This is a genomic window from Nonomuraea sp. JJY05 (assembly GCF_043496855.1).
In the GTDB taxonomy this organism is placed as follows: domain Bacteria; phylum Actinomycetota; class Actinomycetes; order Streptosporangiales; family Streptosporangiaceae; genus Nonomuraea.
In genome coordinates, this window is record NZ_JBIEIS010000020.1 from 189,631 (window position 1) to 202,619 (window position 12,989).

The window sequence follows — 12,989 nt, forward strand, 5'->3', positions numbered from 1 at the left end:
GGCCGGTCGAGTGGATGGAACGTTCCAGGTCAGGCCCTGGACCTGGAACGGCGGCGGGTGGCCGCCACGGCGCCGCCCGCCAGCAGGGCGAGCGCGCCCGCGCCGGCCGCGATCAGCGTGATCGGCAGGGCGCTTTCGGCCGGCGCGGCGGACCTGGCGGCGGCCGTCAGCTCGGCGCCGCCCTTCTCCCTGGACGGATAGCCCCCGACCGCCACGACGGCCCCCTGGCCGTTCACGCGGACCTTGGCGGTGGAGGCGAGGAGCTGGGCGGCGGTGGCGTTCTCGGCGCCGGCGACGCACTGCGGCGCGCTCTGCCCGGGAGGCCGCTCGCCGGGGTAGGCGTCGGCCTCCCCGTCGCCGAAGTCCACGGCGACCACCACGCGCTTGTGCCCTGACCCGGCCGCGTCCTTGCCGCACACCGCCTGGAACGACGGCAGGTCCCCGCCGGGCGACTCTCCCCTCGCCCCGTCCGGGGCCACGGAGAAGCGCCACCCGATGACGGAGCCGTCCGGCGGGGAGACGTCGGCCGTCACGGCCAGCCAGGCCGTCCCGTCGCTCTGCCACGCGCTCCACGTCCGCGGGACCCCGGGGTCGGCGAGAGCGGAGAAAGGAAGTGAGAGGAAGGCGGCCGCCCCGAGGGCGACCCCGGCCGCAACACGATATGCGCGCAGCATCGATTGACCTCCAAGCTCGGGAGTAGGGTTCCAGTGCCTGCGGAGGGTGCGCCGGCGAACCCGCGGAAAAGGAGCGTATGGCATGACATGGCGGTGGCGTTATGAAAATGCAAATGGTGGTGAGGTAACGGATCGCCCTTTGCCGCGAGAAGTTTTTCCGAGCCAGGCCGACGCGGAGTCCTGGCTCGGCGAGAACTGGCGTGACCTGCTCGAATCGGGAGTTGAGCAGGTGGCCTTGCTGGAAGAGGACCGCGTGGAGTACACGGCATTGTCATTGCGTCAGGAGTGACCTGCGGTAAATGAGAAACCCCTTGAGCGCGATTGTGGCTCAAGGGGTTCTTTCTCGGGGGAGCGGGGCTACGGGCGGGTGCTCGGGCTCTGCGTCTTGGCCGGGTCGCGCTCCACGACCGGGCCGAGCACGTCGTCGATCCGCTTGAGCACGTCGGCCTCCAGCTTCACGCCCGCGGCCTTGACGTTGTCCCGCACCTGCTCGGGGCGGCTGGCCCCGACGATGGCGCTGGAGACGTTCGGGTTCTGCAGCACCCAGGCGACGGCCAGCTGCGCCATGCTCAGCCCGAGGTCGCCGGCGATCGGCTTGAGCTCCTGGACGCGGGTCAGCACGTCGTCGTTCATGAAGCGGGCGATCATGGCGCTGCCGCTGTCGTCGGTCGCCCGGGAGCCCTCCGGCGGCTGCTGCCCGGGCAGGTACTTGCCCGTGAGCACGCCCTGGCCGATGGGGGACCAGACGATCTGGCCGATGCCCTCCTTCTCGCTCAGCGGCACGATCTCGCCCTCGATGATCCGCCACAGCATCGAGTACTGGGGCTGGTTCGAGACGATCCGGTCGAAGCCCATCTCGTCGGCGATCTTCAGGGCCTGGGCGATCTGGTCGGCGGTCCACTCGCTGACGCCGATGTAGAGGACCTTGCCCTGGCGTACGAGGTCGTCGAACGTCTTGAGCGTCTCCTCCAGCGGCGTCTCGTAGTCGAACCGGTGCGCCTGGTACAGGTCGACGTAGTCGGTCTGCAGGCGGCGCAGCGAGCCGTTGATGGACTCGGTGATGTGCTTGCGTGACAGGCCGCGGTCGTTCTGGCCGGGGCCGGTCGGCCAGTAGACCTTGGTGAAGATCTCCAGCGACTCCCTTCGCACGCCCTTCAGCGCGCGGCCGAGCACCTCCTCGGCCTTCGTCGCCGCGTAGACGTCCGCGGTGTCGAACGTGGTGATGCCCTCGTCGAGCGCCGCCTGCACGCACTGCTTGGCGGCGTCCTCCTCGACCTGGGAGCCGTGGGTGAGCCAGTTTCCGTAGCTGATCTCGCTGACTTTGAGGCCGCTACGACCGAGGTGTCGGAATTCCATGCATCAGACCTTAATCCCGGCCCATGGGGTGATTGGTTTCGGGATAGGGTGCGCGACGTGCTGAAGCTCCTACGGCTGGCGCTGACGGCGGCCATCCTGACCGCGATCGCGGTACGGCTGCGCCGCCGCGCCCGGATGCCCGGCAAGCCGCCCGCGCCCCCGGCCCCACAGGTGGCCGGACGTACGCGGATGGGCCTGGTGTGGGCCGCCATCGCGGGGGTCGTGGCGCTGACGCTGGCCGCCGCGATCATCCCCACCGGGCCGCAGGTGCTGGCCGAGGCGCAGTCGGCCGTCTACCAGGCTCAGCAATCGGCCATGACCGTGGCGATGGGTGCCAATGGGCAGAGCCCGGCGCCCGCCATGCCCACGCCCGCCATGCCCATGCCCGCCATGCCCACGACGACGTCCATCGCGCCCACGCCGACGCCTGTCGCGCCCACGCCGACCGCTACGGGGCCTGCCGCGACGCCGCCCCTGGGCATCCCGGCGGCGTGCATGCTGAGCGGCCGGGCGACGGTACGCCCGATCAGCCCGCGCGTGCGGGCGGCGGTCGACCGGCAGTGGCGGCGCATCGAGCGGTGGCTACGGGAGCACGCGCCCCGGACGTACGCCTCGCTGGGCGCCCCCGGCAGGGCCGGCACCATCGCGCTCGCCGAGGCCCAGACGGGCCTGGAGTTCCCCGACGACCTGAGGGCCTCGCTGCTGCGCCACAACGGCATGTCCGGCCCGCCCGCGGCCCGTTTCGGCTTCGGCGGGGAGCAGGTGCTCGGCGTGCGTGAGATCCGCGACCAGTGGCGGGACAGCTGCGCCGCGCGGGTCGGCAGGGGCGACCCGATCGGCCGGCTGATCCGCGTCGGCACCCTGATCGAGGTCGACGCGGACACCGGTCACGTGGTGGCGTCGATGGTGCGGCCAGATCCGATCTGGCCCTCGTACCACGCGATGCTGCGCGACATGGCGGACGCGCTGGAGCAGGGCCGCCCCGTGTTCGGGGCGCGGGCCACGGTCAAGGGCGGCCTGCTCCGCTGGTCCGAGACTCTGTGAGCGAGCCGTCCCCGAGGCCGGGGACGGCTACTTCTTCGGGACCGGCTTGCCGCCCGGCAGCACCATGGGCGGCGGGAAGCGCAGCTTGCGGATCTGCAGCGCCCGCATCGCGGCGTAGAAGCCCACGCCCCGGGTGCTCTCCTGGGGCAGCTTCTCGGCCACCAGGCGCTTCACCTTCCACGCCACGTAGACGGAGGTGAACAGCACGCCGATCATCATGATCGGCCAGCCGATGGTGACCGTGTATCCCAGCACCGCTGCGCGGATCGACATGGGCCACGGGATCCAGGTCGCCAGCAGGATCAGTAGCGAGAACGGCAGGAAATACTGGCTCGGCAAGCGCCGGGAATCGACCCACTCACGCGCGAACTTGCGCGCCGGGCCCTTGTCACGAGCAGGAAGATACCGCTCGTCACCTGCGAGCATGCCCTGGCGGGCCCTGTCGCGCTCGGCGGCCTGCTTGGTCCGCATCTGCCGATAGGCCTCTTTACGGTCTTTCGGCGCATGGACCGGCTGGCGCCGTTTGCTCTCCTGATCACGGCGCTTGGGAGTGGGACGACCTTTACCCTGGGGCTTAGGATCGTCATCGGGGACGGGGGTGTCGTCCACGGAGGTTTGGGAACGGCGTCGCAACACGACGTCAACCCTACCTGGACTGCAACTTAGTGACGCCCTCGTGCGTTATGCGTAGGGTAATCCCAAGGCGGCTGCGCTGCATTGGGTGAACACCAGCACGACCTAGAAGGGGACGGCCGACGCGCATGAGCGTGATGAAGAGACTTTCGATGATCTTCAAGTCCAAGGCCAACAAGGCCTTGGACAAGATGGAGGATCCGCGCGAGACCCTTGACTACTCCTATCAGCGGCAGCTCGAGTTGCTGCAGAAGGTGCGCCGGGGTGTGGCCGACGTCGCCACGTCGCGTAAGCGGGTCGAGCTCCAGATAACCGGCCTCGAGAACCAGGCCCGGCGCTATGAGGAGCAGGGCCGCAAGGCGCTGTCCGTCGGGCGCGAGGACCTTGCCCGCGAGGCGCTGCAGCGTCGATCCAATCTGCAGACGCAGATGGCCGACCTGAAGGTGCAGCACGACAACCTGCAGGCCGAGGAGGAGAAGCTCACCACGGCTTCCCAGCGGCTGCAGGCCAAGGTCGACGCCTTCCGTACGAAGAAGGAGACGATCAAGGCCACCTACACCGCCGCCGAGGCGCAGACCCGGATCAACGAGGCCTTCTCCGGCATCTCCGAGGAGATGGGCGACGTCGGCCTGGCGATCCAGCGCGCCGAGGACAAGACGGCGCAGATGCAGGCCCGCGCCGGCGCGATCGACGAGCTGCTGGCCAGCGGCGCGCTCGACGACTTCACCAGCACCCGCGGCGACGACATCCAGGCCGAGCTCGACCGCATGGGCGGCGGCATGGACGTCGAGCTGGAGCTGGCCAGGATGAAGGCCGAGCTGGGCCAGGGCCCCGCGCCCAAGAGCGCCATCGAGCAGGGCCAGCCGCAGCAGCAGGCCCAGCCTCAGGCGCAGCCGCAGCAGCACGGCGGGACCCAGCAGCTCCGTCAGCCTGGGGAGCCGGCATGATTGTCAGGATCATGGGCGAAGGCCAGGTACAGATCTCCGCCGAGGACATCGCGGTGCTCAACGAGCTCGACACCGAGCTCGAGGCGGCCATCGAGGTCGGCGACGAGCCGATCTTCCGTACGAAGCTGCACGCGTTGCTCGACAAGGTGCGCCAGGTGGGCAAGGCGCTTCCCGACGACAGCCTTGAGCCGTCAGAGCTGATCCTTCCCCCCGCGGACGCCTCGATCGAGGAGGTCCGGGAGATGCTGGGCGACCAGGGCCTCATCCCGGGCTGAGCCGTGAGTACGCGGTTCGCGTCCGACCGCGGGCTGACCACCCGCATGGCCGTGACGATGTTCCTGCTCGGGCTGCTCTATGTCGTGTTCATCGGCGTCCTGATCGCCCTCGGCGTACGGGCGCTGACCGTGCTGGTGATAGCCGGGGGCCTGCTGTTCGTGCAGTATTTCCTGTCCGACCGCATCGCGCTGTTCGCGATGCACGGGCGGGAGGTCTCGCCACAGGAGGCTCCCGAGCTGCACGGCCTGATCGACCGGCTGTGCGCGCTCGCCGACATGCCCAAGCCGCGGGTGGCGATCGCCGATTCCGACGTCCCCAACGCGTTCGCCACCGGCCGCAACCAGAACAAGGCCGTCGTCTGCGTGACGACCGGCATCCTGCGCCGCCTGGAGCCCCAGGAGCTCGAAGGGGTTCTCTCGCACGAGTTGTCGCACGTCGCCCACCGCGACGTCGCCGTCATGACGATCGCCTCGTTCCTGGGAATCGTGGCGGGCCTCATGACCAGGTTCGCCCTCTACGCGGGGCTGGGCGGCCGCCGCAACGGCAACCAGGGCGGCCTGCCCGTCGGGCTGATCATCCTGCTCGTCTCCGTCGTCGTGTACGCGATCAGCTTCCTGCTCACCCGCGCCCTGTCGCGCTATCGCGAGCTGTCGGCCGACCGCGCCGGGGCCCTGCTCACCCAGCGCCCCTCGGCCCTGGCCAGCGCCCTGGTCAAGATCACCGGCGACATGGCCAGGATCCCGACGCAGGACCTGCGCGAGGCGGCGCCGTTCAACGCCTTCTACTTCGCCCCGGCGGCGGCCCCGGGCCAGACGCTGGCGAACCTGTTCTCCACCCACCCGCCACTCGAACGGCGGCTGGCGCAGCTGGCGGACATCTCCCGGCAGCTCGGAAGGGGCTGAGCATGGGCTGGCTGGACGCCCTGCTCGGCCGGTCGAAACCGGTCAGGCCCAACCTCGACGCGCTGTTCGCGCTGCCGTCGGCGGCCGTGACGCTGCAGGCCGCGACCGGGCTCGTGCCCACGGGCCTCGGCTCGGTGGCCTTCAGGGCCGCGGAGGGCGGCGCCTTCGCCTCCCTGGAGCGCGACGTCAAGGCGCTGCTCGGCGAGCGCGTCGAGGAGTCGCACGACTCCTACGGCTACACCTGGCTCCTGGCCCGCCGCTCGCCCGACGCGCTCGGCGACCTGGTCACCGAGCTGCACGCGGTCAACTCCTCGCTGGAGTCGGCCGGGTTCGGGCCGTCCCTGCTGTGCTCGCTGGTGTCGTTCCGGTCCGAGGACGACGGCCGGCGGCTGGCCGTCGTGTACCTGTACAAACGCGGGACCTTCTACCCGTTCGCCCCGCTCGCCGCCCAGAGGCGCGACAACGCGCTCGAACTGCAGGTCCGGGGCGCCCTCGAGGGCGAGCTGCCGCTGGAGAAGGATCTCGGCCGGTGGTTCCCGGTCTGGGGCGCGCCCGGCCTCTGAGCGGACACCTTGGGTGATCTAATGATCACGTGGAGCGAAGATTGTACGTCCTCGCGGCTTCCGCGTTCATCGTGGCGGCGGTGCTGGGCAGTGCGTGGATCACCGGCCAGTTCACCACGCCGGAGGTCGACAGGACCGACGGGTACGTCAGCGAGCTGGCCGCCCGCGACCAGCCGTGGACGCGGCTGTTCCGCACCAGCGACGCGCTGGCGGGGCTGGCCTGCGCGGCCGGGGTGGCGCTGGTGCCGCGGGTGGCGCGCGAGTGGCAGGCCTGGCTGGCGCTGGCGGCGTTCGGGCTGTTCACGTTCGCGGCCGGGCTGTTCCCGCTGGACTGCGCCACTCTGAGCGACCCGTACTGCGGGCGGCGGGTCGTGTCGGCCGTGCATCATGTGCACCAGCTGGCCGGGGCGCTGGCCACGGCCGCCCTCCTGGCGGCGATGGTGCTGCTCAGCGCGCGCTGGCGGTCGTGGGTGTCGTGGCTGTTCACGTGGCTGGGGCTGGCGGCCACGCTGCTCACCGCCGCCGCGCTCGCCGACCGGCACGGAGTGGGGCTCGCCCACCGGGCGCAGCTCACGCTGTTCGCGATCTGGCTGGTGTACGTGGCCGTCCACCTGCTCATCACCGACGACCCGCCCGTCCCGCCGATCATGGCGGGGATAGCCGATCAGGAAGGCGGTTACGCCGGGCCGCACGTGGTCGAGCAGGGCGCCGGGCCCGTCGTGCTGATCACGGCGGAGCTCGGGGGCGCCTGGTTCCACTGGGGCGCGGTGGCGGGGCTGCTGGCCGGGACCCATCACGTCATCCGCTTCGACCGCTGCGGCCTCGGCCTGAGCCCGCACGCGTCCGTCCCGCCCACCCTGTACACCGAGGTGGCCCGCCTGGCGGCGCTGGCCCCGTCCCATCCCGAGCAGGTGACGGTCGTCGCTCACGGCGTGGCCTGCTGGCACGCGGAGGCGTTCGCCAGGCTGCACCCGCTGCGCGTGGCCAAGCTGGTCCTGGTGGATCCGGCCCCCGTCGTGGAGCGCAAGCCGTCCGCGCCGGCCAGGAGCGCCGGCCGGTGGCTGCCCACCCTGGGCGGCACGTGGGGCGCGACCGCCGTGGCCCGCCTCGCGGGGGCCGCCGGCCACCGGCTGCTCGTCGGCGTGCCCGACCCGTACGGCGTCTACCGCACGGGCAAGGTGCTCGCCGCGGTGGCGGGCGAGTGGCTGGCCCGCCGCGACATGGCCGCCGACCTGCTGCGGATCCGGGAGGAGGCGCAGTTCCCCGGCGTGCCGGTCACCGTGATCAGCGCCGGCGGGCGGGACCTGGGCCACGAGCGGCTGGCCGGGGCCCTGTCCGGCAAGCTCGTACGCCTGCCGGAATGCGGGCACCAGATCCAGCTGGAGGACCCCGGGGCGGTCGCGGAGGCAGTCTGAGACGCGCCGGGCATCGGCCGGGCGGGATGGCGCCGGGCGTTCTAGGATCGATGCGGGACCCGTTCGAGGGAGTAGGCGTGGACATCACCGTCGTCGGCGAGGGCGCCGTCCTGGCCGCACCCGACATGCTCCGGCTGCACGCGGGCGTCGAGGTCCGCCGGGCCTCCGCCGCCGATTCCTTCACCGCGGTCCGGGCCGCCGCCGCGAGGCTGGCCGATGCCCTGGCCGGCGAGGGCATCGCGGCGGAGGACGTGCGCACCGTGGAGCTGTCGCTGGGCCCGGAGTACGAGGTCTACCCGAAGGTGGCCGCCTACCGGGCGGTCCAGGGGGTGGAGGTGATCGTGCGCGACCTGTCCCGGGCCGACCACGTCATCGACACGGTCGCCGGGGTGGGGGAGGAGGCCAGGCTGAACGGCCTGGCCTTCGAGGTGTCCGACCCGTCCGGCGTGCTGAAGGAGGCGCGTACGCGAGCCTTCCGCGACGCCGCCGCCAAGGCCGCCCACTACGCCGAGCTGGCCGGGCGCCCGCTCGGCCGGGTGGTCTCGGTGAGCGAGGACGTCAGGGGCGGCGGCCCCCAGCCCCTCACGATGGCCGCCGCGGTGGCCGAGACGAGCGCCTCCATCAGCCCCGGCCGCCAGTCCCTCACGGTGACCGTCCGGCTGGTCTACGACTTCGCCTGACCCCTGGGCACGGATCTCACATCGGGTGCCGCTTGAGGAAGGCGTGGGCGGCCTCGCCCACGGCCACCGGGTTCATGCTCTGCAGCCCGTGCGTGGCGTTGGGGATGCCGCACCGCTCCGCCTGCGGCAGCCAGTTCATGAGGAAGCGCTGCGCGTCGCGGAACCCCGGCATCGCCGACTCGCTGTCGAGGCCCATCACCGCCAGCACCGGCATGTCCGGCTTCCGCGTGACCAGCCGGTCGGCCTCCGACGGCTTGAAGCCCCACTGGGAGATCGCCGGGAAGTCGACGGTGAAGGTCGTGTCGACGCACGCCTCGACGCGGTCCCACACGTCGAGGGGCCCGGTCATCTCCACCGCGGGCAGGAAGCTCGGCCCGCACACCGCCTCCATGTAGAGCTGCGCCGCGCCGAGCTTGTCGCCCGTCTCGTACAGCTTCATCGCGTTCATGAAGGCGTCGACGTTGGCCTGGATCGCGTCCGGCGCCTCACGCGGCAGGTACGGCTCCAGCAGGATCGCACTGTGCGCCCGCTCCGGGTACGACAGCAGGAACTGGAAGGCGATCACGCCGCCGAAGGAGAAGGCCATGATGTGCGCCTTCTCGATGCCCAGGTGGTCGAGCAGCTCGGCGACGTGCTGCGCGCCGCCCTCGATGCTCAGCTCGGGCTTGTCCAGCGTGCTGCCGTTGTAGCCGGCCCGGTAGTAGCTGATGAGCTGGTAGTCCTGCAGCAGCGGGGGACAGAACCGCATGGGGGTGATGAGGCTGTCGGCGATGCTGGTGCCGTGGATGCACAGCACGGGCTCGCCCTCGCCGAGCACGGTGTACCTGAGCTCGGCGTCGGTCACCGGCGCCCGCAGGTTGTGCTCGACGTTCCATTCGCGCCCGATGTAGAGGGCGTTTCGCATCATGGCTTGCGCTCCAATCCGACCAGCAGGCCGGTCTCGTCGAGGCTGGGCACGAGGTCGAAGACGAGGAACTCCAGGTAGTACCGGCCCCACAGCAGGCCCCAGAGCGGGAACCGCTCGTTGAACTCCTCGCCGCGCTCGCCCGCCAGCCGCGCCTCCAGCTCCCAGACCAACGAGTTGAACTCGTGCGCGGTGAACGGCTGCCCGGTCGCCGCGGCGGCCGCGACGACCTCGTCCTTGGACTTGTCCTTGAGCCGATCGACCAGGTCCGGCCGCTCGGCCAGGCCGCGCAGGAACCCGATGACATTGGCTTCGCTCATGCGAGCTCCTCGCGGGAGTAGCGGGCGACCACGTGGCCGACCAGGTAGTCGAGGTAGCGCGTGCCCCACATGTGCCGCCACAGGGTGCTGCTCCCGTCGAACGGCTCCTTGTCCTTGTGGATGACGACGTCGGCCTCCAGCCGGCCGATGACCCGCTCGGCGTCGGCCTCGGTGAAGGCGAACCCGTCGTTGCGGGCGTGGAACAGGACCCGGGGAAGGTCCATGGGGGAGTAGCGGGCCAGCAGGTCGGGGTCCGACCGGGCCGCCTCCAGGAATCTGACGAACTCCGCCTCGGCCACGGCTAGCTCTCCAGCGCGTGCCTGATGACGTCGTCGATGGCCTTCACGTCGGGCTCGGCCAGCCCGAACGTGGCCAGGTGGCCGTAGACGCTGTCGAGCTGGCGGAAGGTCGCGCCGGGGATCCACTCGGCGTACTGCCTGAGCTCGTCCGGCGGGAACAGCGCGTCGCCGGTGAAGGCGGCGATCGTGGTCTTCGCCTTGATCCGGCCCAGGACCTCCCGCAGGGACTCGCCCTCGGCTCCCGGCCAGGCGGCGCGGGCCTTGCGGGCCTGGGTGACCACGTCGTTCGGGTCCTGCGGGAGCCAGAAGCCCTCCCAGAAGCCCTCGACGAACGCGTCCACGCTGTCGAAGCCCAGCGTGCGCCAGACCTCGGCGCTGCCGTAGTAGAACGTGCGGGGCGGGGCGGTCAGCGCCGAGCCGTGCGCGACCCGGGCCAGGCCGCCGCTGACGCTCGCCGCGTCCGTGTACGCGCCCCCGGCGTAGTTGGAGTCCGCCGTGATGGGCTCCTCCACCACCGTCTTCAGCCAGAGCTTGGTCCACGGCGGCGGGGTGGGCGCCCCGGCGATGGGGGCGATGCTCCGTACGAGGCCGCCGAAGCGCAGCGCCCACTCGTACACCTGGATCGCGCCGATCGACCAGCCGAGCGCCAGCCGGATCTCGCGCACGCCGAAGACCTCCTCCAGCAGCCGCTGCTGGGCGATGACGTCGTCGGCGACGGTGACGGCGGGGAAGGGCCGCGACGGGGTGTTGCTCGGCGCGGAGGACGGCGGGAGGCCGAAGTGGCCGGGCAGCACGATGAAGTGGGTGCGGGGATCGAGCGCGCGGTTCTCGCCGATCCAGCCGTTGAGCACCTCGGCGGGGGCGCCGAGGAAGGTCGGGAACACGACCACGTTGTCCTTGGCCTGGTTGAGCTCACCGAAGGTCTGGTACGCCAGCCGGGCGCCGGGCAGCGTGTCGCCTGAGGTGAGCCGGAAGTCGCCGAGCTCGAAGATGTTCATTCCTGGCTCCAAACGTCGGTCACGCGTCGAACCGCAGAATCGTCTTGATGTTCTTGCCGGACCTGAAGTCGTCCGCCGCGGCCTGGATGTCGGTGAAGTCGTACTCCTTGATGAGCGGCTGCACGGGCAGCCGGCCGCCGCGGATCAGCCGCGCCAGCAGCGGGATGAGCCGGTCGGGGTCGCTGTCGCCCTCGCAGACGCCCAGGATCCGCCGACCCGGCAGCAGCCGGTGCACGTCGACCGAGACCTCCACCCCGTACGGCGGAGCGCCCACGACGGCCACCGCGCCGCGCGGGGCGAGCGCCTCGACGCCGGCGCGCAGCACGTCGGGGTTGCCCACCGCCTCGACCACGTAGTCGACGCCGGCGCCGCCGGTGATCTTCCGTAGCTCGCCGGCCAGGTCGAGGCCGGTCGAGTCGACGGTGTGGGTGGCGCCGATCTTGGCGGCCAGCTCCAGCTGCGCCGCCTGCCGGCCCACGGCGATGATCTGGCTGACCGGGGTGAGCGCCGCTCCCATGACGGCGGCCAGGCCCACCGCGCCCGTGCCGATCACCGCGATGGACGTGCCGGGCTCGGGGCGCAGCGTGTTCCACACCGCGCCGGTGCCGGTCTGGACGCTGCAGGCCAGCGGGGCCAGCAGCTCGAACGGCAGGTCCGGGTCGACCTTGACGACGCTGCGCTCATCGGCGATGGAGTGGCGGGCGAACGACGACTGGCCGAAGAACCGGCCGCCGAGCGCGACCCCGCCCCTGCTGATCGGGGAGCTGCCGTCGGCACGCTTGCCGCCGATGAGGTTCTGCGGGATCCACGTGGTGCAGTAGGCGGGGTGCCCGATCCGGCAGGAGGCGCAGCTCCCGCACGAGGTGAAGGTGAGGACGACGTGGTCGCCCGGCTTGACCTTGGTCACGCCCGGGCCCGTCTCCTCCACGACGCCGGCCCCCTCGTGCCCGAGCACGCCCGGCAGCGGGAACGGGATGTGCCCCGCCGCCACCGTGAGATCGGTGTGGCAGATGCCGGCGGCCTTCATCCGGACGAGGATCTCGCCCTGGCGCGGGGCGTCCAGCTCGACGTCCCGGAGGGTGAACGCCGCACCCGGCGACTCGACGACTGCGGCTTGGGTGGTGGTCACGAGTGTCTCCGATCGTCGGGCGTGAGGGTGTACGAGCTCGTGACGTGGGTCCACTCCGCCGACCCCCACTCCGCGCCGTCCCCGACCTGGGGCGGAGCTCCGACCACGCGGACCACGTAGTAGTCGAGCAGGCCGGGGGCCCGGCGGGTCCAGATCGTGCCGAGCTCGTCGTGGTGGCGCTGACCGAAGTAGAGCCGGTCCTCGTCCCGGCCGTGCGAGCGGGCCAGGCCGAGCAGGTCGTACTCCCGCGGGCACTCGTCCACGCCCGGCAGGTCCAGGATCGAGCAGCCGCCGTGAGAGACGTCCTGCCACTCGCCGGGCCGCCAGTGGCCGTCGCCCGCCCGCACCTCGTCGGCGCCGGCGATGATCCCGGTGTCGAACAGGCGCAGGCAGACCTTGGTCCGGGAGAAGTCGGCGTCGCGCGCGCCGGGCGTGCGCTCGCTGGGGCCGAGGAGCTCGAACATGCCCATGATGACGAGCTCGAAGAGCCGGCTGTCGCAGCCGGGGTCCTTGTAGGCATTGAAATGAATGGCCCAGAAAGGACTGTGCAGCCAGAAGTCGTCCACCCCGAATATTCCCGGGAATACTTCGGCGGCGGCCGGGCTGCGCCATCGGCCGGAGAGTTCGGCGACCGTGAATTCGGCGCTGGTTTCCATCACACCTCGCATGAGTCAATTCTTTTTCCGGCGGCCCGGCCGACGTCAAAGAGCCGATGCGTACATTGGCAAGTCGGCCGGGCGGCGCGAGGTAATTCGTGAAGTCCTACGACGGGAGCAGCGCCGGGGGCACGTGCGCGCGCACCCGCTCGGCCAGCTCGGCCGCCCGGACCCCGGCGGCCGCGGCGACCGC

Annotated in this window: 17 protein-coding genes; 8 read left to right on the top strand and 9 right to left on the bottom strand. The window is 71.3% G+C overall.

Annotated elements, in window-relative coordinates:
- Positions 1–29: 29 nt before the first annotated feature.
- Entirely contained in the window at positions 30–674 is a 645-nt protein-coding gene (locus ACFKCF_RS30650; protein WP_394498737.1) for an SCO2322 family protein, read from the bottom strand.
- A gap of 82 nt (positions 675–756) precedes the next feature.
- On the opposite strand from ACFKCF_RS30650, the gene ACFKCF_RS30655 reads away from it, so the two are divergent.
- Entirely contained in the window at positions 757–963 is a 207-nt protein-coding gene (locus tag ACFKCF_RS30655) for a hypothetical protein (protein ID WP_394498738.1), read from the top strand.
- A 68-nt stretch (positions 964–1,031) separates the two neighbouring features.
- On the opposite strand, the gene ACFKCF_RS30660 is transcribed toward ACFKCF_RS30655, so the two are convergent.
- Positions 1,032–2,030, bottom strand: coding sequence for an aldo/keto reductase family protein (locus tag ACFKCF_RS30660; protein WP_394498739.1), 999 nt, complete (start codon positions 2,028–2,030; stop codon positions 1,032–1,034).
- A gap of 57 nt (positions 2,031–2,087) precedes the next feature.
- Here ACFKCF_RS30660 and ACFKCF_RS30665 point away from each other — a divergent pair, with 57 nt between their 5' ends.
- Positions 2,088–3,074: a hypothetical protein gene (locus ACFKCF_RS30665; RefSeq protein ID WP_394498740.1), complete on the top strand. Its 987-nt coding sequence runs from the start codon at positions 2,088–2,090 to the stop codon at positions 3,072–3,074.
- A 27-nt stretch (positions 3,075–3,101) separates the two neighbouring features.
- Here the strand turns inward: ACFKCF_RS30665 and ACFKCF_RS30670 are convergent, their stop codons facing one another.
- Positions 3,102–3,683 carry a DUF3043 domain-containing protein gene (locus ACFKCF_RS30670; RefSeq protein ID WP_394498741.1) on the bottom strand — a complete coding sequence of 194 codons (582 nt, stop codon included), beginning with the start codon at positions 3,681–3,683 and terminating at the stop codon, positions 3,102–3,104.
- A gap of 152 nt (positions 3,684–3,835) precedes the next feature.
- Between ACFKCF_RS30670 and ACFKCF_RS30675 the strand changes: the two genes are divergently transcribed.
- From ACFKCF_RS30675 to ACFKCF_RS30700, 6 genes are all read left to right on the top strand, one after another.
- Positions 3,836–4,654 (top strand): PspA/IM30 family protein, encoded by an 819-nt coding sequence (locus ACFKCF_RS30675; protein ID WP_394498742.1) that lies wholly within the window; start codon positions 3,836–3,838, stop codon positions 4,652–4,654.
- Positions 4,651–4,929, top strand: coding sequence for a hypothetical protein (locus tag ACFKCF_RS30680; RefSeq protein WP_387557199.1), 279 nt, complete (start codon positions 4,651–4,653; stop codon positions 4,927–4,929). Before ACFKCF_RS30675 ends, ACFKCF_RS30680 begins: the two co-directional genes overlap by 4 nt.
- A 3-nt stretch (positions 4,930–4,932) precedes the next feature.
- Positions 4,933–5,832, top strand: coding sequence for a zinc metalloprotease HtpX (gene htpX, locus ACFKCF_RS30685; RefSeq protein ID WP_394498743.1), 900 nt, complete (start codon positions 4,933–4,935; stop codon positions 5,830–5,832).
- Positions 5,833–5,834: 2 nt separating this feature from the next.
- Entirely contained in the window at positions 5,835–6,395 is a 561-nt protein-coding gene (locus ACFKCF_RS30690) for a hypothetical protein (RefSeq protein ID WP_394498744.1), read from the top strand.
- A 29-nt stretch (positions 6,396–6,424) separates the two neighbouring features.
- Positions 6,425–7,810 (top strand): alpha/beta fold hydrolase, encoded by a 1,386-nt coding sequence (locus ACFKCF_RS30695; protein WP_394498745.1) that lies wholly within the window; start codon positions 6,425–6,427, stop codon positions 7,808–7,810.
- Positions 7,811–7,887: 77 nt separating this feature from the next.
- Positions 7,888–8,490, top strand: coding sequence for an SIMPL domain-containing protein (locus ACFKCF_RS30700; RefSeq protein ID WP_394498746.1), 603 nt, complete (start codon positions 7,888–7,890; stop codon positions 8,488–8,490).
- Positions 8,491–8,506: 16 nt separating this feature from the next.
- On the opposite strand, the gene ACFKCF_RS30705 is transcribed toward ACFKCF_RS30700, so the two are convergent.
- Genes ACFKCF_RS30705 through ACFKCF_RS30730 form a run of 6 tightly spaced genes read right to left on the bottom strand, consistent with a single transcriptional unit; the run spans position 8,507 to position 12,796 of the window.
- The gene (locus tag ACFKCF_RS30705; protein ID WP_394498747.1) at positions 8,507–9,397 is read right to left on the bottom strand and encodes an alpha/beta fold hydrolase; all 891 of its coding nucleotides are present in this window, start codon (positions 9,395–9,397) and stop codon (positions 8,507–8,509) included.
- Positions 9,394–9,714, bottom strand: coding sequence for a Nif11 family protein (locus tag ACFKCF_RS30710; protein ID WP_394498748.1), 321 nt, complete (start codon positions 9,712–9,714; stop codon positions 9,394–9,396). Before ACFKCF_RS30710 ends, ACFKCF_RS30705 begins: the two co-directional genes overlap by 4 nt.
- On the bottom strand, positions 9,711–10,013 hold the full coding sequence (locus ACFKCF_RS30715; protein WP_394498749.1) for a hypothetical protein: 303 nt from the start codon (positions 10,011–10,013) through the stop codon (positions 9,711–9,713). The genes ACFKCF_RS30710 and ACFKCF_RS30715 overlap by 4 nt, the downstream gene beginning before the upstream one ends.
- A gap of 2 nt (positions 10,014–10,015) precedes the next feature.
- Positions 10,016–11,011, bottom strand: coding sequence for an alpha/beta fold hydrolase (locus tag ACFKCF_RS30720; RefSeq protein ID WP_394498750.1), 996 nt, complete (start codon positions 11,009–11,011; stop codon positions 10,016–10,018).
- A gap of 19 nt (positions 11,012–11,030) precedes the next feature.
- Positions 11,031–12,140, bottom strand: coding sequence for an NAD(P)-dependent alcohol dehydrogenase (locus ACFKCF_RS30725; protein WP_394498751.1), 1,110 nt, complete (start codon positions 12,138–12,140; stop codon positions 11,031–11,033).
- Positions 12,137–12,796 carry a hypothetical protein gene (locus tag ACFKCF_RS30730; protein ID WP_394498752.1) on the bottom strand — a complete coding sequence of 220 codons (660 nt, stop codon included), beginning with the start codon at positions 12,794–12,796 and terminating at the stop codon, positions 12,137–12,139. The genes ACFKCF_RS30725 and ACFKCF_RS30730 overlap by 4 nt, the downstream gene beginning before the upstream one ends.
- Positions 12,797–12,989 lie beyond the last annotated feature (193 nt).